The organism is Pedobacter immunditicola (assembly GCF_037482985.1).
In the GTDB taxonomy this organism is placed as follows: Bacteria; Bacteroidota; Bacteroidia; order Sphingobacteriales; family Sphingobacteriaceae; genus Pedobacter; species Pedobacter immunditicola.
The window spans coordinates 35,539-60,319 of sequence record NZ_JBBHKC010000004.1 but is presented as its reverse complement, the minus strand read 5'-3'; the positions used below and the strand labels follow the sequence as shown (position 1 = coordinate 60,319).

The 24,781-nt window shown below is 40.5% G+C and carries 23 protein-coding genes; 15 read left to right on the top strand and 8 right to left on the bottom strand.

Annotation, left to right across the window (positions count from 1 at the left end):
• Positions 1-10: 10 nt before the first annotated feature.
• From WG905_RS07755 to WG905_RS07735, 5 genes are read right to left on the bottom strand one after another with little or no spacing between them, the layout of a single operon-like run.
• Positions 11-1,108: a glycosyltransferase WbsX family protein gene (locus WG905_RS07755; protein WP_339591145.1), complete on the bottom strand. Its 1,098-nt coding sequence runs from the start codon at positions 1,106-1,108 to the stop codon at positions 11-13.
• Between the two features lie 11 nt (positions 1,109-1,119).
• Positions 1,120-2,949, bottom strand: coding sequence for an ABC transporter ATP-binding protein (locus WG905_RS07750; RefSeq protein ID WP_339591144.1), 1,830 nt, complete (start codon positions 2,947-2,949; stop codon positions 1,120-1,122).
• 43 nt (positions 2,950-2,992) lie between these two features.
• Positions 2,993-3,793, bottom strand: a complete 801-nt coding sequence (locus tag WG905_RS07745; RefSeq protein WP_339591143.1) for a glycosyltransferase family 2 protein — start codon at positions 3,791-3,793, stop codon at positions 2,993-2,995.
• 44 nt (positions 3,794-3,837) lie between these two features.
• Entirely contained in the window at positions 3,838-4,743 is a 906-nt protein-coding gene (locus tag WG905_RS07740; RefSeq protein WP_339591142.1) for a glycosyltransferase, read from the bottom strand.
• 29 nt (positions 4,744-4,772) lie between these two features.
• Positions 4,773-5,429, bottom strand: coding sequence for a glycosyltransferase family 32 protein (locus WG905_RS07735; RefSeq protein ID WP_339591141.1), 657 nt, complete (start codon positions 5,427-5,429; stop codon positions 4,773-4,775).
• Positions 5,430-5,496: 67 nt separating this feature from the next.
• Between WG905_RS07735 and meaB the strand changes: the two genes are divergently transcribed.
• The 5 genes from meaB (at position 5,497) to recG (ending at position 10,845) form a co-directional block, all read left to right on the top strand.
• Positions 5,497-6,411, top strand: coding sequence for a methylmalonyl Co-A mutase-associated GTPase MeaB (gene meaB, locus WG905_RS07730; RefSeq protein WP_339591140.1), 915 nt, complete (start codon positions 5,497-5,499; stop codon positions 6,409-6,411).
• A gap of 371 nt (positions 6,412-6,782) precedes the next feature.
• Complete coding sequence (locus WG905_RS07725; RefSeq protein WP_339591139.1) at positions 6,783-8,117, top strand: OmpA family protein; 1,335 nt, start codon at positions 6,783-6,785, stop codon at positions 8,115-8,117.
• A 76-nt stretch (positions 8,118-8,193) separates the two neighbouring features.
• Positions 8,194-8,328: a DUF6728 family protein gene (locus WG905_RS07720; protein WP_339591138.1), complete on the top strand. Its 135-nt coding sequence runs from the start codon at positions 8,194-8,196 to the stop codon at positions 8,326-8,328.
• A gap of 1 nt (position 8,329) precedes the next feature.
• Entirely contained in the window at positions 8,330-8,710 is a 381-nt protein-coding gene (locus WG905_RS07715; protein WP_339591137.1) for a RidA family protein, read from the top strand.
• Between the two features lie 29 nt (positions 8,711-8,739).
• Positions 8,740-10,845 (top strand): ATP-dependent DNA helicase RecG, encoded by a 2,106-nt coding sequence (recG, locus tag WG905_RS07710; RefSeq protein ID WP_339591136.1) that lies wholly within the window; start codon positions 8,740-8,742, stop codon positions 10,843-10,845.
• Positions 10,846-10,853: 8 nt separating this feature from the next.
• On the opposite strand, the gene WG905_RS07705 is transcribed toward recG, so the two are convergent.
• Positions 10,854-12,062, bottom strand: a complete 1,209-nt coding sequence (locus WG905_RS07705; protein WP_339591135.1) for a serine hydrolase domain-containing protein — start codon at positions 12,060-12,062, stop codon at positions 10,854-10,856.
• A gap of 138 nt (positions 12,063-12,200) precedes the next feature.
• Between WG905_RS07705 and fumC the strand changes: the two genes are divergently transcribed.
• The 5 genes from fumC (at position 12,201) to WG905_RS07680 (ending at position 16,014) form a co-directional block, all read left to right on the top strand.
• Positions 12,201-13,598, top strand: a complete 1,398-nt coding sequence (gene fumC / locus WG905_RS07700; protein WP_339591134.1) for a class II fumarate hydratase — start codon at positions 12,201-12,203, stop codon at positions 13,596-13,598.
• 12 nt (positions 13,599-13,610) lie between these two features.
• Positions 13,611-14,105: a fumarate hydratase gene (locus WG905_RS07695; protein WP_339591133.1), complete on the top strand. Its 495-nt coding sequence runs from the start codon at positions 13,611-13,613 to the stop codon at positions 14,103-14,105.
• Between the two features lie 64 nt (positions 14,106-14,169).
• Positions 14,170-14,976 carry a S1/P1 nuclease gene (locus WG905_RS07690; RefSeq protein ID WP_339591132.1) on the top strand — a complete coding sequence of 269 codons (807 nt, stop codon included), beginning with the start codon at positions 14,170-14,172 and terminating at the stop codon, positions 14,974-14,976.
• Entirely contained in the window at positions 14,963-15,523 is a 561-nt protein-coding gene (locus WG905_RS07685; protein ID WP_339591131.1) for a DUF1543 domain-containing protein, read from the top strand. Before WG905_RS07690 ends, WG905_RS07685 begins: the two co-directional genes overlap by 14 nt.
• Before the next feature lie 32 nt (positions 15,524-15,555).
• Positions 15,556-16,014, top strand: coding sequence for a PA2169 family four-helix-bundle protein (locus WG905_RS07680; protein ID WP_339591130.1), 459 nt, complete (start codon positions 15,556-15,558; stop codon positions 16,012-16,014).
• Positions 16,015-16,085: 71 nt separating this feature from the next.
• On the opposite strand, the gene cphA is transcribed toward WG905_RS07680, so the two are convergent.
• Positions 16,086-18,701 (bottom strand): cyanophycin synthetase, encoded by a 2,616-nt coding sequence (gene cphA, locus WG905_RS07675; protein WP_339591129.1) that lies wholly within the window; start codon positions 18,699-18,701, stop codon positions 16,086-16,088.
• A gap of 233 nt (positions 18,702-18,934) precedes the next feature.
• Here cphA and WG905_RS07670 point away from each other — a divergent pair, with 233 nt between their 5' ends.
• From WG905_RS07670 to WG905_RS07650, 5 genes are all read left to right on the top strand, one after another.
• Positions 18,935-19,813, top strand: a complete 879-nt coding sequence (locus WG905_RS07670; RefSeq protein ID WP_339591128.1) for a cyanophycinase — start codon at positions 18,935-18,937, stop codon at positions 19,811-19,813.
• The gene (locus WG905_RS07665; RefSeq protein ID WP_339591127.1) at positions 19,810-20,652 is read left to right on the top strand and encodes an isoaspartyl peptidase/L-asparaginase; all 843 of its coding nucleotides are present in this window, start codon (positions 19,810-19,812) and stop codon (positions 20,650-20,652) included. Before WG905_RS07670 ends, WG905_RS07665 begins: the two co-directional genes overlap by 4 nt.
• Before the next feature lie 51 nt (positions 20,653-20,703).
• The gene (locus tag WG905_RS07660; protein WP_339591126.1) at positions 20,704-21,351 is read left to right on the top strand and encodes a hypothetical protein; all 648 of its coding nucleotides are present in this window, start codon (positions 20,704-20,706) and stop codon (positions 21,349-21,351) included.
• 131 nt (positions 21,352-21,482) lie between these two features.
• Positions 21,483-23,603 carry a carboxy terminal-processing peptidase gene (locus WG905_RS07655; RefSeq protein WP_339591125.1) on the top strand — a complete coding sequence of 707 codons (2,121 nt, stop codon included), beginning with the start codon at positions 21,483-21,485 and terminating at the stop codon, positions 23,601-23,603.
• Between the two features lie 121 nt (positions 23,604-23,724).
• Positions 23,725-23,910 (top strand): hypothetical protein, encoded by a 186-nt coding sequence (locus WG905_RS07650; protein ID WP_339591124.1) that lies wholly within the window; start codon positions 23,725-23,727, stop codon positions 23,908-23,910.
• A 185-nt stretch (positions 23,911-24,095) separates the two neighbouring features.
• On the opposite strand, the gene WG905_RS07645 is transcribed toward WG905_RS07650, so the two are convergent.
• The gene (locus tag WG905_RS07645) at positions 24,096-24,650 is read right to left on the bottom strand and encodes a C40 family peptidase (protein WP_339591123.1); all 555 of its coding nucleotides are present in this window, start codon (positions 24,648-24,650) and stop codon (positions 24,096-24,098) included.
• Between the last annotated feature and the right edge of the window lie 131 nt (positions 24,651-24,781).

Genomic DNA, 24,781 nt, shown 5'->3' with positions numbered 1-24,781 from the left:
AAACTGGTCTTTATTCTTTCAATCCTTCTTTTAATGCATCCAGGTATTGTGTTCCCCATTCCTCATCAGGCTCAAGGTGACAGCCCTCGCCCCATTCGTTCCAGGCATTTATAAAAAGTAATTGCTCGTTTTCCGGGAATTTTTCCCTTGTCCACTCCGCCATTTTCTTTACCCAATGCTGGAATAACGATGGATTAGAGCCAAGGTAAATGGTTGCCTGAATTTTTCTTCGTGCTGAATTGTCCCAGGAGGGAAAAACACACCTGAAATATTTATATGGCCTTGAAGGTTTATGAATTAAACTATTGACCATGGATGCATAAGAATAGATGAAGTTCTCATGGTGAACGGATCTTTTAATCCCGGTTCGGTGTAATAGTTTATTGACCAGGTATTTAGGGTAGTTATTTTTCTGAACTTTTCTGCCCTTATATCCTGAATCTGGTGCGAATTCCATACCCGCATCAAATCCATGAACTGCGGGATTGACTTCCTTCAAATGGTTCTCTACGCGGATCAGGTATAGGTCATCAAAACCTGCCTTTTTAGCTTCAGATCGCCATAGGTTAACGGCGCTATTGATATCAGGATGTAACTCGGTCCTGTACATTAAAAATACAGGCTTGTTATCTATCTTGATATACCGTTCATCCTTAAAAAAAGGCATTAAATAGTCGATATGCTTCTTGTCATCTTCGGCCGAATAATGTTGTTGGATCAATACCGCCTTATCTTGTCCATCCCAGGTGCGTGTCCAGTTTTCATTGGCCCAGCATAAACAAAAGGGCATATTGGGTTTACCGGTATCTAGCATCCTATGGATAGGTTTTTCCAGCAACAAATGACCACTAAACCAGTAATGATAGAAGCAAAAACCTTCAATACCGTATTTTTTGGCCAGCTCAGCCTGCTCTTCTAAAACTTTGTTATCGCTTAAGTCGTAATAGTTTTTATTAAAAGGAACATGCGGCTGGTAATGACCTGAAAAATACGATTTTGCCTTTTTTACATTTGTCCATTCTGTAAAACCTTTTTCCCACCACTCGTCATTTTCCGGAATGGTATGATATTGAGGTAAATAAAGGGCAATTGGTTTAATTTTAGACATGTCATTTAGGCTTAATCATTAAAAGTCTGCAGTTCGATAAGTTTATTGTATAAACCTCTGTAATGGATCAGCTCATGGTGCGTTCCAATTTCAGTTATTTCACCCTTATCGATCACCACAATAAGATCAGCATTTTGAATCGTACTTAATCGGTGAGCAATGACGATTGAGGTCCTGTTTTCCATTAAGCGGTAAAGTGCATCCTGCACTAATTTTTCTGATTCAGTATCCAGCGCTGAGGTCGCCTCATCCAATAACATAATTGGAGGGTTAGCTAAAACAGCCCTTGCAATACAGATTCTTTGTTTCTGACCTCCGGATAATTTATTGCCGCCGTCGCCAATATTGGTTTCATAACCATTCATGGTATTTTCGATAAAGTCATGTGCGTTGGCAATTTTCGCTGCTGTTATAATTTCATCCATGGTCGCATCAGGTTTCGCAAATGCAATATTATTGGCAATGGAATCATTAAACAGGATAGATTGCTGGTTTACTGTACCCATTTTAGACCTGAGGCTTTCGAAAGAAACATCTTTTAAGTCGTGGCCGTCAATTAGGATCCTTCCTTGTTCCGGATCATAAAAACGGGGAATTAAATCCATTAAGGTGCTTTTACCACCACCGGAGGGGCCCACCAAAGCCACAGTCTGACCCTTTTTGACGGTTAAACTAATGTTTTTCAGTATAGGTTTCTCGCCGTAGCTAAAACTTACATTTTCAAAAATAATACTGTTTTCAAACTTAGTTAAATTTACCGGTGAAGGTATTTCTTTTAGCTCAGGTTTGGTATCAATTAACTCCAGTACACGGATGCCCGCCGCGATACCGGAATGTATGCCGCTAAAAGAATCTGTTATCGCTTTAATGGGTTGCATGACCTGCGAAAATATTGCAATATAAACGAGGAACTTAGCTGGTGTTAGTGAGCTTTGATTAGTTAAAATCAAGGAGCCACCATATAATACAATGCATACCACTACTAAAACACCCAGTGTTTGAGATACCGGCGAGGCTAATTGTTGCCTCCTTACCATTTTTCTGGTCAGATTGGAATAGAAAATATTCTCTTCATCAAATTTATTCTTGATGCGTTCAGAAGCATTAAAGGCTTTAATAATTTTAATACCACCTAAAGACTCATCAAGGAAACCAATCATTTTGGCAAAAGATTCATGGGCCGTTGTGGCTTGATGTCTTAAACGCTTAACAATTTTACTGATGACAAATCCTGATACGGGGATCACCAGTAAGGAAAATAAGGTGAGTTCTATGGAGATGGAAAGCAAAACACCGATGTAGAATATCAATTGAACAGGTTCTTTAAAGATGACCTGCAGGGTATTTGTAACCGTAAATTGTACCACCTGCACATCGGATGCTACTTTTGAGATGATATCTCCTTTACGCTCATTGCTGAAATAGCCAACATGCAGATCCATAATGTTGCTAAACACCTTTCTTCTCAAATTTAGTAAGGTGTGTACCCTTAAATCTTCCATATAGCGACCGGAGAGATAACGAAAAAAGTTTGCCAGCACAACTGAAATAACGATGACACCACATACCACCTTTAGCGTATAAAGGTCACCGTAGGTGTCAATAGAATGGTTTATAAAATTACTAAACCTGCCAATAAGGTCAAAAGAGCCAACTTTTTGCATCATTGTAGGTGCTGCTGTCGGGTCGTTTTCCGGCATAAACAGCGTCTCTAACAACGGTCCTAATAAGGTGAACAGAAAGGTGTTACAGATAATAGCCAGTATGGTCGCAATAGCGTAAGGTATAGCGAATTTTTCTATCGGTTTTGCAAAGGATAAAAGTCTGAAGTAAGTTTTCATTTAATCATTTAAGAAGGTAAAATGGTTCGGCAATTTGATAAAATTAAACCTGTTCATAACCATCATTTGTATATTTTGATTTTTCTTCGAGTGTTTTTTTATAAATCTTATCGTTGGTATCTACATTTGACCTGGAATTAATGCGGTGAAAGATATGGTAACCAAGGGCCATCATTTTTACTTTTTTCCGCTTTACGTCAGCATGAATTAGTCGTGCGCCGAATTCGTAGTCTTCGGCGCCCCAGCCCTCGAAGGCATTGTAGTATCCATTTACTGCTTTAAAATTTTCCTTCCAATAGCTTAGATTACATCCTTTGATATGATAAGTATTTGAAAAATCTAATTGAAATAACGTTGATAAAAAGGGAATCCGCAAGGCATTGAAACGACTATAAAGTCCTTTAGAGAGGAAATTGAAGTGAATTTCTTTGGTTTTAAGGATTTCTTTGGATTTTTCTTTATTGATCATGGTCCTGCTGGCCTGAATAAAGCTTCCTTTCTCGGCTACCTTTAAATGATCTTTGATAAATTCTGGATGAATAATAATATCCCCATCTATCTGAATGATATATTCAGAAGTGATGCTTTTAACCGCAATGTTTAAAATCAAACTCTTTCTGAATCCTTTATCTTCATGCCAGATGTGTTTAACCGGAATGTTAAATTTTGATCTATATCTTTCGATCAGTGCTTTAGTTTCCGCGGTTGAGCCATCATCGGCAATTACGATTTCATCAGGTAGGTGTGTTTGTTTTAGTACGCTTAATAACACAAGCTCCAATGCTTCCGGCCAGTTATAAGTTGAAATTAATAAAGCAACAGTGACATTGTTTTTAATTTGCATTAAGTATTTATCAAGTAGGTTTCCAAATTTACACTTAATAGCGTTTATTTTATAATTTTATAGTTTTTGTATTCTCCAATCCGCCATCCGGTTACTTGCTCAATTCGGTGAAGCATTAATCGGCGAAAGGATAACGCTATCTTTTTTGGGTTATGCTTAAACAACCAGTCTTGTGCTGCTATCGTTTTTTGCATAGTAGCAGGGTGCGACTTCGTGAATGGGGCAAGTATATCAGCTACCGTTCCAAAATCGAATGTTTGATAGTCTTTATATTGTTCTTCGGTTTTCTCCTGGCTTTGATAATAGTTGTTAAAGCGTTTAACTTTTCCTAACAACAAATCTGGATTACGGCAATAGGAGTAGTGAAAAATTCTTGCGTTGAGCAGCTTCACATGAAGTTTTCTGCTGTTGACCTGATTGGTATAATCTTCCAGGCTGGGGTATATCCTAAACCCTTGTGAATCTTTATAAGAGTAAATGTCGGGTCTGTTCCTCACTATTCTGATCTCCCTGCGATGCCAGCGTCGGGTAGTGCCGATGTGCTTATAGTCGCCGATAAAGTGATAGAAGTCAAAAAGAAACCCTTCTACAGCGGGGTCATCCACATGGTCTTCCATCGCTTTCACGATTTCCGGTAAATCGTCTTCATGGAAAACCTCATCAGATTGAATGTGAAAGGCCCAGTCGCCGGTACAGGCTTTCAGTCCTATGTTTGCTTGTTGTGCAAAGACTTTACCGCCTTTAACTAAATCATCATCCCACTCTGTGTCAACTATCTTTATTTTAGGTGAGCCAATAGCTTCAATAGCTTCCCTTGTTCCATCATCTGATTTACCTACGACTGCAATAAACTCATCACAAATGGGCAAAATGGATTTAATAGATTCAATTACAGGATACCCATATTTGAAACTATTACGCATATAGCTGAATCCGCTTACTTTAATCATAAATTTTTTTATTTTTCGCCAAAGATAAATTAATCCGGTTTAAGGATGGGGGTGGTGAGTTGTTTCTTTTTCCAGTGATCACCTTTTTCATATAGGAAAAACTTCCCGAATTTATATTTTACCTTTAAGTGCCCGTTATAATCTGTGCCTAATATCCGGTGAGGAATAGTAGGGTCATTTTCCAAAGATGCTTTGATAGCAGCTGTATAAACTGAGGGGCCCGTCATTTGGTGCACATCATGAGGATATTTATTCATGCGGATGTTTTCCATCATCATTTCCATCGTTTTTTTAAGAAAGGGATGACCGGCACTGTAAATCAATGCCCATTGGGCATAAAAGATCGGATCCCCTTCAAGGGTAATTATAGCTACATCATCAGGCCTGATGAATGAATTGAGACTGCCATTAATTCCGCTGTCTATATCTATATAAATACCGCCTTTTTTATAAAGTACGGCATACCTGAAAAAGTCCGCCTTAGCGGCGCCAATATTTATTCTTTTATAAAGATCATATACCTCTTGTCCGTACTCAGCCAATAAAAACTGCTCTATTCTTGAATCATCATAAAATTCATAGGCATAATCTGGGTTTCTTTTTTTAAACCCGGAAATGTGCCAGCGTGTTAAGAAAGGCAAGTCTGCAGTTTTAAAGGTTTGATGTATGATCTTTGGTATGGACATATAGATTTTATAGGTTTAAACGAACACTTTGATACAATCGCTACAAATATTAATAAATTTCCTTCCTTTGTATGCTAAGGAAGGCGTATTTATGAAATCAATAGATGTACTGCTATATGAGATTGACAAAGGCAATTTCCTGGCTATTGCCCGGGCACTGACCTTAGTAGAGAACGAACTTGAACCTTCGGCAGTACTTTTAAGGCAGTTGGTGCCAAAAACAAATGTGCCAGTGATTGGTATAACAGGCCCACCCGGAGCGGGAAAAAGCACTTTGGTCAATGCGATTACCGCAGATTTTGTTGGCAGGCATAAAAAAGTAGCCATTTTGGCGGTCGATCCGACATCTCCTTTCAATTTTGGGTCCTTATTGGGTGACAGAATACGCATGTCACAACAATTTAACAATCCAAATGTTTTCATCAGATCTGTAGCAACACGGGGCGCATTGGGTGGTATCTCTACAAAAACAATCGAAATGGTTGATGTACTAAAAGCAGCTGATTTTGATGTAATTATTGTGGAAACCGTTGGCGTAGGGCAATCTGAAATAGAAATTGCCGGATTGGCAGAGCGGACGGTTGTGGTACTGGTGCCCGAATCTGGTGATGAAATACAGAACATTAAGTCGGGTTTAATGGAGATTGCCCAGGCTTTTGTTGTCAATAAAGCAGATCGCGAAGGGGCAGATGTTTTTGCCAACAACCTGAAAAAGCTGGTTCAGCAACAGCATACTAACCTACCGGTCTTTAAGACAGTAGCAGATAAAAACATGGGTATTGCGGCCTTTTGCGAATGGTTATTGAAGCCCAATGATTTTGATAATCAACGCAAACCCTTGTTAATGGCAGAGAAAGCCTATCAAATTATACAACACTATAAAATGCGGAGTGTAGACAAGGTTAAACTTAGGGCTGAGATTGCCGAAGCATTAAAACAACCTGATTTCAATATCTATAAGTTTGTTGATGGCTGGGCTTAAATAGTCATGATACCACTTGCCCTGTCTTAAAAACAGGACTAGTGTCTAATGTAGGGGAACATGACCTTATTAGGCCAGTTTGGTTGAATGTGCCGTAAAGTTATATGACAATCCAATTTACTTTTAATAAAGCGTTACTTTAATGTTTAATATATTGATAATTAGAATATTAATTGGTATAATTACAGCCTGATTACAGCTTATAGTTTAAAAAAATGCTTGAAAAAGCACTTTAAGAGGAAGATTTAGTCTGTCTTTTGAAGTTTGGAACGGTGTTTGTATATCTGTTTTGAGAAATTAAAAATTTGTTTAATTTTGCTATACAAAAAAATTGAACAATTAAAATTTGTTTAACCTTAAAAAAGAAAATTATGAATTATTCTACTTTAAAAAAAGGTCTAGCAGTATCATTTGTTGCATTAATGGGAGCTACAACTCTTGCTACTGCACAGGATTCTACAGCGACCGAATCTTCAGCCAAAGTATTTGGTGGAAGAGGCCAGTACAGAACTTGGTCGATTGGTGTTAATGCAGGCGTTATGTCTCCATTCTTAGTTATTGGTGGATCAAATGATTTCACTAATCAGGATGTGAACTTAGGGTACGGTGTTTCCCTTAAGAAACAACTAGGTCATGCATTTGCTTTAGAAGGTAACATTTTCCGCGGAAAAATCTCTGGAACAAATGAAGATGCAGTTGGTGGATCTCAATTTGGTGTTAGAGAATTTGAAACTGAAATCGGTTACTCTGCTGACTTAAGAGGTGTTGTTAACGTTGCGACTGTAGACTTTTTACGTCGTGAAAACTCTGTTAACTTCTTCGTATCTGCAGGTTACGGTTTAGTTGCTTATGCACCTGAAGTTACTTCAGCAAGCGGAACAGTTACTAGCTGGGAAGATCGTGCTGGTGATGATGGCGATAACAAATACGTAAAAGAAGCTTACATTCCAGTTGGTGCTGGTGTGAAATTCAAAGTTTCAGACCGTGTTGCTTTCAACTTAGGTTACACAATGCACTTTATCGATAGCGATAACATGGACGGAGTTTATGCTAAAGCTACTACTAAAGATAAATTCTCTTACGGTTATGCTGGTTTAGAATTTTCTCTTGGATCAAGTGCTAAACCTAATTTAGAATGGGTTAACCCACTTGCTTTAATGTATGATGAATTGAAAGATCCTTCATTGCGTCAAGAAGTTGAAGCGCTTAAAAACCGTGTATCTAACGTAGAAAAATCTGTTGAAGATTTGAAAAGAGATACTGATGGTGACGGAGTTGCTGATCAATTTGACAAATGCCCTGGAACTCCAGCTGGTACTGCAGTTGACGGATCAGGATGTCCACTTCCAGTAGCTTCTGCTGTTGATACAGCAAATGTTACAGGTTTTGAGCCAATTCAATTCGAATTTAACAGTTCAGTTTTAAAAACTGAATCATACCCAATCTTAGATAAATTATCTTCAGGATTACGTGAAAACGGTGGTAAATTAACTTTAAACGGTTATGCTTCAAGCGAAGGTACTGCTGCATATAACATGAAGTTATCTAAAGACAGAGCTAACTCTGTAAAAACTTACTTAGTAAATGCTGGTGTTAATTCTAGCCAAATAGTTGCTAAAGGTAATGGTGAAGCAAATCCAATCGCTTCTAACGATACTGAAGAAGGTCGTATCCAAAACCGTCGTGTTGAATCTTCTAGAAACTAAGTTTTCTTAAGAAACATATCATAAAAAGAGGCCTTCGTTTATTCGAAGGCCTCTTTTTTATTTTATACATTTGTATATGTACTTCTTTAGAAAAAGAGATAAGAACAGACCCTCTAATACAAACCTAAGGATCATGCATTTTATCAATGCCCTGGCTATTCTTATGTTTCTTGCAGGGATTTTATGGAAATTAATTCAAGCTATATTTTAATATGAAACAAATCATTCACACTACTGATGCCCCTGCCCCAATTGGACCTTATAGTCAAGCTGTTTTGGCCAATGGATTCCTTTATATTTCCGGACAAATTTCCATCAACCCTGCAACAGGTGAGTTAAATCAAATTTCTCTGAAAGCCGAAACCCACCAGGTAATGCGTAACCTTAATGCAGTTTTGCTTGAAGCCGGTTATGGTTTTCAACATATCATTAAAACCACGATTTTCCTAAGCGACATGAGTCTTTTTGCTGAAGTCAACGAAATATATGGTTCTTACTTTCTTAAGGATTTTCCTGCACGTGAAACCGTAGCAGTAAAGGGATTGCCTAAAGGCGTAAATGTAGAAATTTCTGCTATTGCTTATAAAGGCTGATTTTAATAGCTGTATAAACCTTTATTACCTTGTATCCGGAAATATTAGCTTCTCCTATTGAATACCTTAAGGGCGTAGGCCCTAGACGTGCCGAACTTTTGAAAAAAGAGTTGGGCATTTTTTCTTATGACCAGCTCTTGAACTTCTACCCTTTCCGTTATATCGATAGAACGCGCTTTTACAAGGTGAACGAGCTGGATGCTGACTTGCCATTAGTGCAGTTGGTTGGCAGGATTACAGATAAGCAGACGATTGGCGAAAAGCATAAAAAAAGGGTAGTAGCTAAATTTACTGATGAAACCGGTACCATGGAGCTGGTTTGGTTTCAAAGTTTGAAGTGGGTGGATGAAAATGTGATGCGGGGCAAGGTTTATATCGCTTTTGGTAAACCTAATTTGTTTAATGGCACTTTCAGTATCTCTCACCCCGAACTGGAAACTTACCCGCGTCCGGCTACCCTTACGGGTAATTTAACTTTGCAGCCGATTTATAATTCTACGGAAAATCTTAAAAAACATTTCCTCGACAGCAAAGGCATTCAGAAGCTGCAGGCCTTAGTTATTGAGCAACACCTAAGGGAAGTGAAGGAAACTTTACCTGCCTATATTATTGATAAGTATAAACTGATTTCCAAAAGGGAGGCTCTCCTGAATATTCATTTTCCTGCAACCGCACAGGCCTTGCAGGAGGCTGAAAGACGGCTTAAGTTTGAGGAGCTTTTTTTTATCCAGCTTCAGATCCTTAATAGCAAAAAGCAGCGGACCTTAAAATTTAAAGGGCTGCGTTTTGATAAGGTGGGGGATAAAGTGAATGTCTTTTATAAAGATATGCTTCCTTTTGAGCTGACTAATGCGCAGAAAAGGGTAATTAAGGAAGTCAGGTTGGATACCCAGCGTGGTGTACAAATGAATCGCCTGGTGCAGGGTGATGTTGGCAGTGGTAAAACCATCGTTGCCTTGATGAGCATGCTCCTGGCTAACGATAATGGGTTCCAGGCTTGCATGATGGCACCTACTGAAATTCTTGCCCGTCAGCATTACCATTCACTGAACACTCTTGTCGGAAATGACTTTGTAAAGGTGGCGGTATTAACCGGGAGTACGACAAAAAAACAACGTACCGTTTTACACCAGCAATTGGAGGCTGGTGAAATAGATATCCTGGTGGGTACGCATGCGTTGATCGAGGACAAAGTACAGTTCAAGAACCTGGGTATTGTCATCATTGATGAGCAGCACCGTTTCGGGGTGGAACAACGCGCTAAACTCTGGCGTAAAAATAGTGTGCCGCCACATATTCTGGTGATGACGGCAACGCCTATCCCGCGTACGCTGGCCATGACTTTATATGGTGATTTGGATGTATCTGTGATAGATGAGCTGCCAGTGGGCAGGAAACCCATTGAAACCCGTCATCTCTTCGAGGGCCAGAGATTGCGCATGTTCGGCTTTATGAAGGAAGAAATTAAAAAGGGGCGGCAGGTTTATGTAGTTTACCCGCTGATTAAAGAGAGTGAAAAACTGGATTTGTTATTTCTGGAAGCTGGTATCGAACAGATGCGTTACCAATTTCCCCTGCCTGATTTTAACATCAGTATTGTTCATGGTAAAATGACCAATGCGGATAAGCAATTTGAAATGCAGCGTTTTGTGGAAGGGAAGACACAAATCATGGTGGCCACTACCGTAATTGAAGTGGGGGTGAATGTGCCTAATGCCTCCGTAATGGTGATTGAAAATGCAGAGCGCTTTGGCTTGTCACAGCTGCACCAGTTACGCGGCCGTGTAGGGCGTGGTGCGGAGCAGTCCTTCTGTATATTGATGTCGGGCAACAAACTTACCCGTGAAGGGAAGCTGCGCCTGGAAACCATGGTTAAAACCAATAATGGCTTTGAGATCTCAGAGATTGATTTGCAGTTGCGCGGACCAGGCGATCTTTCTGGTACGCAGCAAAGTGGGGTCCTCGACCTTAAGCTTGCCGATCTGGCCAAAGACCAGGTGATTTTACAAGAAGCAAGGAATACCCTCATTCAAGTTTTTGAGGAAGATCCATCCCTGTTGCTTCCGCAGAACCACCTGCTGAAAGTCTACCTAGAGCGAAAAAACAAGGGAATTACATTCGATAAGATTTCCTGACGAATTAATTAATCTTCGTCACTGCCAGGTGCTGAACCCTTACCTGAGTGGGCAGATTTACGGATTACCGGCATTTTTAAGTATTTATACAAATCATCAAGGTGCATTAAACTGCCATTGGTGAGGTTGCCTAAAAACATGACCACAATTTTCTTGTCAAGATCGCGTACATAAATATGTCTGAAACCATGCCACCAGCCGGTATGGTAAACCACTTTGCCGCCTTTATCGCCGTCGAATACCCGCCAGCCATAACCATAATTGAAATGGCCATTTACAGGTTTATTGTAACCTGTATATGAAGAATCCAGGCTGGCTTTACTCAAAAGCCTGCCTTTGCGCAAGGCGTTATCGTAAAGCACCATATCATGGAGCGTGCTATAAATACCTTTATCACCCACCGGGCCATCTAAAAAGTTTTGTACCACAGAGTACCTCCAACTGCGGTCGTGACCTACCACATCAACTGGGATTTTTGGGTAAACAGTTGTGGAATATACATGCGTATTTTTCATGCCTGCAGGTTTAAATACATGCTCCATCATGTAGTCGGCATAGGTTGTTCCGGTAACTTTTTCAATAATCGCTGCCAGCACCATGTAGTTGGAGTTGTTGTAGTGAAACCGCGTGTCTGGCTTAGCATAACGTGGTGGTTTATGTTCAGCGATCAGGCTCATGACATCCTGGTTGCTCATCGGTTTTTTCTTATCTTTCCAGATACCGTCAGTAAAATAGACATAATTCATCATGCCACTGCGATGCGTTAACAGCAGTTTAATGTTAATGCCCTCATATGGAAAATTAGGATAGAACTTCTTTACATCATCTTTTAAAGAAAGTTTACCCTTCTCAATCAATTGCATAATTGCTACACCAGTAAATGTTTTCGTGATGGAGGCCAGTTCAAATTGTGAGTTTATTTTCAGGCTGTCGCGGTGCAGATAATCAGCCCAGCCAATGGCTTTCTGGTATAGGATCTTCCCATCCCTTGCCACAAGGACATTACCATTGAAGCCATATTTTTTATGAAGTTTCTGAACAAAATCAGCAATAAACTTATCGCCCTTTTCAGGTTCATAAGCAACCAATACACTATCCGCCCTGTCATCATCAACAGTCCTTACTGTGGGGTCAACCGGGCTTTTACTGGATGATGTGCAGTTCGTAAAAAGAATCGTGGCTAAGGTAGCCACAGCTAGTATATTGCGATAAGTCATGAAAAATAGTTGTCCTTTTAAAAGTGGAAAAATAAGAAATATTACTCCTTTAACGTAGAAATGTTTTAAACAATATCAGTTACTTTACTTTCCTGTACAAAGATAAAGCTTAAATTTGCAAGAAAAATTAATATAATTATGGCTTTTAGAACTGAACATGATACCATGGGTGAGGTGCAGGTGCCTGCAGAGAAATATTGGGGTGCACAAACTGAACGATCACGTAATAATTTTAAAATTGGCCCAGAGGCATCTATGCCTAAGGAGATTATACATGCTTTTGGTTACCTAAAAAAAGCAGCAGCCCTGGCCAATCAGGAACTTGGTGTTTTGGCTAGTGAAAAGAAAGATTTAATAGTTAAGGCATGTGATGAAGTGATTGCAGGTAAGCTGGATGACCAGTTTCCACTAGTAATCTGGCAAACAGGTTCGGGTACGCAGAGTAACATGAACGCAAATGAAGTGATTGCCAATCGTGCACATGTCATCAATGGCGGCGACCTGAACGATGCTGTTAAAGTGCTGCATCCTAATGATGATGTCAATAAATCACAATCATCAAACGATACTTATCCAACGGCAATGCACATTGCTGCTTTAAAGCAAGCCGCTGAAATTACTTTACCAGGTCTGGATAAATTATATACTACACTGAATGCGAAAGCAGAAGAATTCGCTTCCATTGTTAAAACAGGGCGTACACATTTCATGGACGCAACACCCTTAACTTTAGGGCAAGAGTTCTCTGGTTATGCACAGCAAATTAAAAATGGCATCCGTGCTGTTAAAAATGCGTTGGTGATGATCACTGAAGTGGCCTTAGGTGGTACTGCAGTAGGTACCGGGTTGAATACGCCAAAGGGCTATGATGTATTGGTAGCGCAGAAAATTGCTGAACTTACTGACTTGCCTTTTGTAACGGCGCCTAATAAATTTGAAGCATTGGCCGCACATGATGCGATGGTAGAACTGTCAGGTGCTTACAAACGTGTTGCTGTTTCACTCATGAAAATTGCCAATGACATCAGAATGTTAAGCTCTGGTCCGCGTTCTGGTATTGGTGAAATCATCATTCCTGATAATGAGCCAGGTTCATCTATCATGCCAGGGAAAGTTAACCCTACACAGCCAGAGGCAATGACGATGGTTTGTGCACAGGTAATGGGTAATGATGTTGCCGTAACTATCGGTGGCAGCAATGGTCATTTTGAACTGAATGTTTTCAAGCCTGTGATTGCTGCTAACGTTTTGCAGTCGGGTAGGTTGATCGGCGATGCCTGTATCTCCTTCAACGACCACTGTGTTGCTGGTATCCTTCCAAATCTTCCGGAAATTAAAAAACACCTCGAGAACTCTTTAATGCTGGTTACTGCTTTAAATCCGCATATCGGCTACGAAAATGCTGCTAAGATTGCTAAGAAAGCGCATAAAGAAAATAAAACACTTCGTGAAGCTGCAGTAGAACTTGGCCTATTAACCAACGAGCAATTCGATGAGTGGGTGAAGCCTGAGGACATGGTAGGGAGTTTGAAATAATTGGTGGGAAGCATGATAAAAAACCTCTTCTTTCTCCTTTTATTGATTTGTGTGATGACTGCCTGCAGAAGGTTGCCGGATGTACAAGGAAAGGGAGAGGCCTTTCTTCAGGGCGTATGGAACCAGGACAGTATTCAAAATGCGGATCAGTTGATCAATTATACCCAGCATAAATTTAAGATTACCTGCGATTCTTTCTATGTAGACCTGGTGACACATTCAAAAGTAAATTATTATCCTGATTCCTGTTTCAACAATGGGGTATGGAAAGAATATGCCAAAGGTGTTTACGTGGTACGCGGCGACAGTCTTTTCATGGAAGGTGATTATACTAAACCCAACTACAAACAAAAGGTCTCGGGCTGTTATCATACCGGTCGTTACATCAAGAGTTTCTATGTTAAGTCCATAGAACCTGAAGCCATACAGCTGCAAAGTGTAAGTGATCAGCGGGATATTAACCTTGTGCTGAAAGAACGAATCGTTTGCGAGCCTAAAGAATTATAAAATGAAGTGGTTGTATTCAACTTAGGATACAACCGCTATGAAAAACAATCATATAACACACTAAATGTTTTCAATTAAGAATAAAGTTAAAGTAGGTCTTGCTGTTGCTGCGATGATGTACATGCCCATGAAGGCTGCTGCTTGGGGCATGACCGGACACCGGGTAGTGGGACAGGTTGCAGAAGCTCACTTGAGCGCTAAAGCGCATAAGGGTGTGCAAAAGGTCCTGGGTAACGAAAGTCTGGCCATGGCCAGCAACTGGCAGGATTTCATTAAATCTGATCCTGCTTACAATTATATGGGCTCATGGCATTATGTCAATTTACCTGGTGATTTAAACAAACAGGGTGTTTACCAGTTTCTAAATGCAGAGAAAGCGCCCAACGTGTACAGTCAGATCAATGTGATGGTGGCTTTGTTGAAGAACAAACAAAGTACTGCGGAGCAGCAAAAGATGGCGCTGAGGGTGCTGATACACCTGGTAGGCGATCTTCACCAGCCGATGCACACCGCACGTAAAGAAGATCTTGGCGGCAATAAGGTTTACCTTACCTGGTTTGGCGAACGTTCTAACTTGCACAAGGTATGGGATGAAAGTATCGTTGATTACCAGCAGCTGAGTTATACAGAATACGCTACGGCCATCAACCATCCCACTAAAGAGCAGGTTAAAACATGGCAGGCAGCTTCCTTACAAGATTATGTATTTGAGTCATACCTGATTTGTAATAAAATCTACGCAAACATTCAGCCTGACCAGAAGCTGGGCTACCGCTATAACTTTGACTACATTGAGACCGTTAACGAGCAATTGTTAAAGGGTGGGGTGCGCCTTGCTAAAATTATCAATGATATTTATGGAAAAGCATAAATTATACATGATCATGTTGGGCTGTACCCCTCCGGGGAGACATACAGAACAGCATGATATTTATTTTACCTTCAGCACGACACTGGAAGATACTATTCCGGGGATTAAAGCTTTCTGGCCGGAAGCCAAAGGCAAAATACATATCGATGCCTGGCGTGAGGTTAATGTAGTGGATGGTTTTAAAGTAACGGTGGTCGCTAAAAACGAGGTGCCTGAACCAGCAGACCTTAAATTATTCTTCATTAATTTAGGAGGTTACAAACCCGGCGAATTTGATGAACCACATTACAAACTTTTAATTGTTGCGCCCGATATGGCTGCCGCAATTAAGCAAGCCAAACAAACTGCTTTTTATAAGCATACCGGCTTTGCAGGCGCAACTTCTCATATCGACGACCGTTACGGTGTTGATGTCGACGATGTGTTTGAGGTTCATGATATCCTTCCAACAACCATCAGGGAGAACTTTAGCCTGCTGATTACTGAAGCCAAAGACGAGATGCCCGACGCCTTCAACCTTGGCTATTTAAAACTTTTTAAATCCTGATTTGTTATTTCATTACACCAAAAATTAGTAAAATGGGAAATAACGCAGTAAACGCAGAGATTTTAAATGACCTTATACAAATCAACAATGATCGTATTGAAGGTTATGAGAAGGCAATGAAAGAATTAGAGCCAGGCGATAGTGACCTGAAAGCTTTGTTTGTAAAAATGATCGGCGAAAGTCACAAGCATAAAATGGCCCTTGCCACTGAAGTGCAGGCATTAGGTCAGGATGCTGAAACCGGCACTACAGGGTCAGGAAAAATCTACAGGGCCTGGATGGATGTTAAGGCTGTTTTTACCGGTCACGATCGTAAAACTATTTTAAGCAACTGTGAGTTTGGTGAGGATGCAGCTCAGAAAGCTTACAAAACAGCACTGGAAGATGAGGATCTTTCTGCAAACCTTCGGGAAATTATTTCACAACAGAAAACAGAATTGAAAGCTTCACATGACCAGATTAAAAGTCTGAGAGATTTACAAGCGCTGTAAAACTGTTATTTATACAAAAAGAGGTGCTGTTTTAATCAAAACAGCACCTCTTTGCTTTTACGCCTTATTTATTAGACGCCATATTCTTTATCCAGGTATTCGGTAACTTTTACAATGGCACCATCAATGGTATCACTTAAAATCGTGTAATAGCCGCCTGGCTTAGCCGTAGCTATTAAATATTGTAAGGTCTTGTCGCCACTGTTATTGATGATCACTTCCATTTCAGGCTTAACTTCATAAATACCTGCCAACAGGATATCTATTAAATCCTGCGGCTGACGGCCTCTCAGGTATTTTTCCTGACAGATGATGATCCTATCAAAGGTATGTGCAGCAATTCTTGCCGTTTCCTTGATGTCCTCTTCCCTTCTATCGCCGGTCGCAGAAATTACGCCGACATGTTCCGTAGCCTCAATGGTTTTTAAATAATCCTTTATACCGTTAAATCCGTCAGCATTATGAGCAAAATCTACCAATATGGTAAACTCTTTAAACTTAAAGGTGTTCATTCTGCCCGGTGTCTGTGCAGCTGAAGGAATAAATGTCTCCAATGACATCCGGATATCTTCCGTTTTATAACCACAAAGGAATGTAGCCAAAGTTGCGGCCAGCACATTCTGAATCATAAACTCTACGGTACCTCCAAAGGTTAAAGGTACATGGGTCACTTTATCTACCCTGATCTTCCAGTCGCCTTTTTTGATGGTGATATAACCGTTCTCATAAATAGCTGCGGTACCTCCCTTTTTGCAATGCTCCACAATTGCCGGATTATTCTCATCCATGCTAAAATAGGCTACCTGGCAATGAGCGCTATTCGCGATATTGCGGCAATACTTGTTATCAGCATTCAATACCGCCCAGCCAGTTCGCATGACAGCGCCAATGATGACACTCTTCACTCTAGAAAGGTCTTCCAGGTTATGGATGTCTGCTATGCCTAAATGGTCTTCCTGGATATTTGTAACCACCCCGATATCACATTTATTGAAACCAAGGCCGGCACGGAGAATCCCTCCGCGGGCAGTTTCTAACACCGCAAATTCCACTGTCGGGTCACGCAGAATAAATTCAGCACTCACCGGACCTGTGGTATCACCCTTCATCAGCATTGTATTTTGAACATAAATACCATCAGAAGTCGTATAGCCCACCCTTGTGCCATTGCTTTTTACAATATGAGCAATTAAGCGGGTTGTGGTGGTTTTACCGTTAGTGCCAGTTACTGAAATAATGGGGATTCTTGCAGATTTCCCTGGTGGGTAGAGCATGTCGATCACCGGAGCAGCCACATTGCGTGGCAGGCCCTCACTCGGGGCCAGGTGCATTCTAAATCCCGGGGCAGCATTTACTTCAAGCACCACACCGCCGTTTTCGGTAAGTGGCTGGGTAAGGTTTTGCGCCATGATGTCAATACCGCAAATATCCAGTCCGATAATTCGGGAGATGCGCTCGCTCATGAAAATATTCTGCGGATGCACCAGGTCGGTTACATCGATAGAAGTGCCACCGGTGCTGAGGTTGGCGGTAGATTTCAGATAGAAAATCTCGCCCTGAGGCAGTACCGTATCAAGCGTATAATTGTTTTTCTCCAGCAAGTCAAGGGTATCCCTGTCTACACTGATTTCAGTTAACACATTTTCATGGCCGTAGCCACGGCGCGGATCTTCATTCTCCTTGTCGATCAGCTGCTTAATGGTGAGCTGTCCGTTTCCTCTTACATGAGCGGGCACACGTAAAGCTGCCGCAACCATGCAATGATCAATCACCAGGATCCTGAAATCATAACCTGTTATGAACCGCTCCACAATGATTTTTCGGGAATACATTTTTGCATATTCAAAAGCTTCATGTGCTGCAGCTTCCGTTTTTACATTAATGGTAGCGCCTTTACCGTGGTTTCCGTCTAATGGTTTAAAGACTAACGGAAAGCCTATTTTCTTGATGGCATCAGGAAGTTCGTTGATGTCAGACAAGGTAAGCCCTTTTGCTACCGGGATAGCAGAATCCAGTAGAAGTCTTTTGGTTTCATCTTTATTACAAGCAATATCAACGGCTATGCTATTGGTTTTCTCTGTCATGGTAGCCCTGAAGCGCACCTGGTTTTTGCCGTAGCCTAGCTGAATGAGTGAGCTCTTATTAAGCCTGATCCAGGGAATATCCCGTGCGATTGCCTCATTAACAATAGAACCGGTACTCGGGCCCAAACGTTCAGACTCCCGCAGTTCTTTGAGCATCTGGATGTGCTCATCTATAAGACAATCTTCGTTATTGATCAGTGCCTCGGCAATTTTTACTGACGCTTCTGCAGCATATATTCCTGCCTTTTCTTCGAGGTAGCTAAATACTACATTGTAAATGCCTTCTGTTTTGGTCTGGCGTGTTCTGCCGAAGCCAGTGTCCATACCGGCAAGGGTTTGAATTTCCAGTGCAATATGTTCGATCACATGGCCCATCCATGTGCCTTCATTTATCCGTTCAAAAAAACCTCCCGGCCCGTCTTTCGAACAACGATGGCTATAAAGACTCGGAATTGTTTTCTCCAGGCGTTCTCGGAAACCATCAATCAGGTTGGTTGGCTTTTGTTCTAAATCCTCCAGATCCAGACGCATTTGAATCAGTTTTTTTCTTTTAATAGACCAAATATTTGGTCCCCTTAGCACTTGAATGCCTAAAATTTTCATGAATTCGTATAATTTATATGTGTTCTTCGGGCCAGTGCAAATGTTTTGAGGAAATTACAATTTTACAGCCACAGCGATTTTACTAGCTGGTCGCTTTTTTGTCTATAAAACTAATAAAATTATTGAAAAAGTGGTTACAGCTGTTTGGTAAAAAACATGCAATATTGATAAAAAAGCTTAAATGTTTGTTGAATGCGCATATCTTTGAATTAATTGGAACAAATAAAATTGAAATGACTCCAAAAGGTAAATTAATTATAATAGGCGGCGCCATCAATACAGGTAGTTTTACAGAAACTCAGTTTGGCTTGCCCCAAAATATGAATTTTTTTGAACGGGGTATTTTAAAAAGGATCACGGAAGAATCATTAAAAAATACGGAATCAAGGTTTGAGATTATTACAACGGCCTCGCTGATCCCGGAAAAAGTTGGTGAAGAATATATAAAAGCTTTTGCCCAGCTTGATGTTCATGATGTTGGTGTTTTAAACATCTGCTCCCGTGAACAGGCAAATGCTGCGGAAAACTGCGAAAGGATACAAAATGCAGATGTAATTATCTTCACCGGTGGAGATCAATTGCGTTTGTCTTCCATTTTTGGTGGTACCAGTATGCATCAGGTCATGCTTGATAAATACCAGCATACAGAGATTGTTATTGCCGGTACTTCTGCAGGTGCTGCCGCGAGTTCTAAAAATATGATCTACCAGGGGAGCAGTAAGGATGCATTGTTGAAAGGTGAAGTGAAGATCACCGGCGGACTTGGTTTTATTGACGGGGTAATTGTGGATACTCATTTTGTGCAGAGAGGTAGAATAGGACGTTTGTTGTATGCTGCTGCAAGCAATCCCGGTATTCTGGGGATTGGTCTGGGTGAAGATACCGGCCTTTATATTTCTAATGGTCAAATCATGCAGGCCATTGGCTCAGGAATGGTTATCCTTGTAGATGGTAAGCACATGAAAGATACCAATCTTACAGATGTAGCCATGAGTCAGCCGGTTTCCATCAGTAACATGGTCGTACATGTAATGTGCGAAGGTGATACCTACGACCTTCATACACATAAATTAACAATTCATCATCCTAAATCAATTGGCGTAACCTCATGAAATTAATTATACACGGTGGATTCTTTAGTGAGTCCGATAGTAATGAAGAAACTAAAATTGCAAAACAGAAAGCTTTATCTTCCATAGTACTTCAGGCGAATACTTTCCTTCAATCGCACACGGCTTTAGAAACGGTGGTGTTTGCAGTGACCTTATTGGAAGACAATGAATTGTTTAACGCAGGACTCGGCTCACAGATTCAAAGTGATGGAAAAGTAAGGCTTAGTGCTTCTATAATGGATGGAAAAACACAGCGCTTTGGCGGGGTGATCAATATTGAAGAAGTTAAAAACCCAATACAAATAGCAGCGGAATTGCTACAGCATGATGACCGTGTATTAAGCGGTCAAGGGGCGTTGAACTTCGCCAGAGATAATGGTTTTGGTTATTTCAATCCTTTTACGCAGCAACGGCTGATCGAGTATGAGGCGAGATTAAACCAGAGAGAAAGAAAAGGTACGGTGGGTTGTGTGGCGCTTGATCGGGATGGCAATCTTGCCGTAGCGACCTCTACAGGAGGTAAGGGCTTTGAAATCCCCTGTCGTGTAAGTGATTCGGGAACTTCTGCAGGTAATTTTGCCAATGCGCATGCTGCAATTTCCTGTACGGGAGTTGGTGAAGACATTGTTAGCGCCGGTTTGGCTACAAAAATAGTAACCCGGGTAACGGATGGGTTTTCTTTAAAAGAAGCTACTGAAAAATCATTTACCGAATTGAAAGAGATCGACGGTTTTGCAGGTACAATTGGCATCAGTGCTACAGGCGAAGTTTTTCATTTAGATTCTCATCCTTATATGGTGTGGGCGTCATTTGATGGTAGCTTACAGGTGTTTAACTAAATTTTGTATATTTGTAAGATGTACAAAATATGCTTAATGGTTTTTTGCTGTTTGAATTGTCTTGTTGCGGTTGCGCAAAACAATGAAACAGTTCCCCACGATTCAGGAGCGGGAAACGCTGCCATTAACATAGCCATATCTGCTGAAGATGAACCCACTGGCGACAGCTATTATGCAGAGGCGGAAAAAACCGAGAAAAGCGGCGATTTAAACGGGGCATTGACCTTATTTGGTAAAGCAGCTTTCGAATATAACAGTACCCGTAATTTTAACGCTTATGGGGCTGCCTTATTAAAGCTCAGCAATGTACATTACTTGCTTAGTAATTTCACCGAAGCTGAGCAGGTTGTCCTGAATGTTGCCTTGAAAAACTATTCCCGTATCGGAAACAGAATCGGACAAATGGATTCTTATAGCCAGTTAGGCAAAGTTTACTATGCAGCTAACAAATTAACCCAGTCCTTATGGTTTTATACCCAGCAAGGTATATTGGCCAGGCAGCTAAAAAATAATCCCGCTTATATCAATTCAATGCTGGGAATTATTTCGATAAAAATTAAGAAGAAAGAATATAGTCTGGCACTTAAAGACGTTAATAAAGCAGAACTCTTTGCCCGTACCAATAAAGTCAGTCAGTATAACGCCCAATTCAAAAACACAAGAAGTATCCTTAAGGGCAAGGTTAATCAGAAGAAGTAATTATTTTTTGTAAACTTTTTTTAAGTTTACAAAAAAGAGACAGTTTTAATGACGTCTCTTTTTTGTTTATTTCAGAAATTGGTATCATATTGGTTGTCGAGTATAAAATGGATTTTAAATTATTTAAGGAGATGTTGAAAAGAATACTAATGGTAACTTTTACCGCAGCTGTATTAGCCTGTCAGGCTTCCCCAAAACAGCAGCCGCTTGTAGAAGGAATTCCGAATATAAAACCAGGTGAGCAGCAAAGCCTTGTATGTAAGGAGCTGGTTGCCTTGATCGAAAACTATAATTACAAGAAAATCAAGCTTAATGATTCTATTTCATCAATCATCTTTGATGAATACATTAAAACGCTTGATCCGTCAAAAAACTATTTTCAGGCATCCGATATCAAGGAATTTGAAAAATACAGAAATACCCTTGATGACGATTTCAGGATTGGTGATTTAAGCGCCCCATTTTATATTTTTAACGTTTATTTAAAACGTTACAATGAATGGATCAATTATTCTTTGTCGCAGGTGAAGGTCAAATATGATTTTAATCAGAATGATACTTATGTCTATGACCGGGAGAACATGCCTTGGGCAACATCCTCGGCGGAGTTAAACGACATTTGGAAGAAGAGAGTGAAGTATGAACTCGTTAACCTTCAAATTGCCGGTACACCGACAGATAAAAATGTGGAAACACTGACCAAGAGATATACCAATTTAAAATCCCAGGTTTCTAAAATAAATAACCAGGACGTGTTTCAGTCGGCCATGGATGCATTTACCGAAACCATCGATCCGCATACCAGTTATTTTAACCCTTCCAATGCTGTTGCTTTCAATGAAGATATGGCCCGTTCTTTCGAAGGAATTGGTGCAAGGCTGCAACTGGAAAACGAAGTGCTTAAAATCGCGGAGATCATTCCCGGCGGACCAGCGTTCAGGAGTAAGCTGCTGAGTGCGGGCGATCGTATCATTGGGGTTGCCCAAGGTAGTGGTGAATTTGAAGACATCATCGGTTGGAGAATAGAAAACTCTGTATCTAAGATCAAGGGCCCTAAAGGCACCAAGGTGAGGTTGAAGATCATTCCTTCTGGCCAGGAGATGTCTGCTAAACCAGTCATTATTGAATTGGTAAGGGAAAAGATCATCCTGGAAGAATCATCTGCCCAGAAAGAAGTTAAAACCATTAAGTCTGAAGGTCAGACCTATAAAGTGGGAATTATTAAAGTGCCCGCTTTTTATGCGGACTTCAAAGCGGCTAAAGCTGGCGACCCAAATTATAAAAGCACTACCCGTGATGTGAAGTTATTGCTTGATACCTTGAAAAGGATTGATAAGGTGGATGCGATTGTAATGGATCTAAGGGCTAATGGTGGCGGCTCTTTACTGGAAGCCATCAGTTTAACCGGTTTGTTCATCGATCAGGGGCCTGTGGTGCAGGTTAAGGATTTGAGGGGAGATATTGAAGTGAGTGATGATAACAACGCCGGAGCAGCATGGGAAGGTCCGTTAGGGGTAATGGTAGACCGCCTGAGTGCATCTGCATCAGAGATTTTTGCCGGAGCTATCCAGGATTATGGCCGTGGGATTATCATGGGCACTCAAACTTATGGTAAAGGTACCGTACAATCGTCTATTGATTTAAACAGCCTGGTTAACCGCTCCTTATTACAGCGCCTGGCTGCACTGGTAAATAAAGGAACTAATTCTACTACTGCTGGTACCCCGCCTGTGATTCCGCAGTTAGGACAGATCAATTTAACGATGGCTAAATTTTACCGCGTTAATGGCAGCAGTACCCAGCATAAAGGTGTACTGCCTGATGTCGTATTCCCATCCGTTTTCCCTATGGACAAAATAGGTGAGGATACAGAACCATCAGCATTGCCTTGGGATGTGATCCAGAAGTCGGAATTTGCGCCTATAAAGGATCTTACTACGACCAGATCCAGCCTTGTTAACCTTCATGAAGAGCGAATGAAAAACTCGCTTGAATATAAAATGCTGCAGAAGGAAATTGAAGACATGAAAAAACGTGATAAGGAAACATCCGTTAGTCTCAACATCAATAAATTGAAAGCTGAAAGAGATAGTCTTGAGGCAAGCGCACTCGATAGGGCTAATAAGTTAAGAGCCTTGAGGGGTTTACCGCCAGTTAAAAAAGGTGATAAGATCAAGAAAGAAGAAACTTTTGATTTCATGGAAGATGAAAGCCTGCTTGTGATGGCTGATTTAATGCGAATGAAGAAGTAAGCGCAAAAGTATTTTAAATCTATACAAGGCTCCTGTATCTACGATGCAGGAGCCTTGTTGTTTTAAGGTTAATTCATTAACGGCATAGATATTGTATTTGCCTGAATATAAACGAACACTTATGAATGTAAAACGTATTTTTGGGACAATCTTAACAATTTTAGGAATCATCGGATTGATCTATGCCGGGATTGGTTTTGTTAACCACACAATTCAAACACGTGAATTAGTAGTTGCGGGTATCATCGGGATTATCTTCTTCGTTTCGGGTATAGGCTTAGTGAGAAACACGAAAGACGAAGCTTAGAGACACCTTTCTGATTCAATGTACTTCCATTGTTACCTGATTTGCAGCTTTAAAACGGAACAAGCGTTCCATGGGGATTTTAAGTCTGATTTAAGTTAGGCCTTAACCAAGGGAAAAACGAAGAGAAAAATAAAGGCATAAAAAAATCCCCTTGAAATATTCAAGGGGATTTTTACTTATATTTTTTATTCTTCTACCAGGTCATTTTTAACGGCATCTAAAATTCTTCCGCCTTTATAAAAGTACCGGGAGTAATAAGGCTCGTTCAGGTTGCTGATGACAACACCCCTGGATGAAGAAGCGTGCGCAAAGCGATCGTCTCCTAAATATATGCCGATATGTGAAATACTCTTACTTTTAATTTTGAAAAACACTAAATCACCCTCTCTTAATTCGTCTTTAGGAAGAGGATTCACCATGCTGAAAATATCACGGGAATTTCTTAAGATGGTTGTGTTGAAAACTTTATCGTATATCGCTTTTGTGAATGCAGAGCAGTCGATACCTTTTTCGGTGTTGCCACCAAAACGGTAAGGAGTACCTATCCATTCATAAATAAATTTGTAAAGTTTGATGTTAGAGGTCGCGTCCATAGCAACACCCATCACTTGAGAAAAATACTGAGATGCCAGGTTGTCTGGATCCTCTACTTTATTGGTTTCTTTGGACTTGGATTGTGCAAATACAGCTGTTGAGCCGCAAAGGACAATTAGCGTAGAAATCAAATATTTTTTAATCATGTTATACTGTTAAGTTTGGGTAAAAATGCACTTGCACTTAAACGTACACCACAAGGGCTTATTGTCAGGTTTCCAAAACTATGCTTTTTACAAATGTGATCCAAATGTTACAGAGAGAAATATGAAAGTTT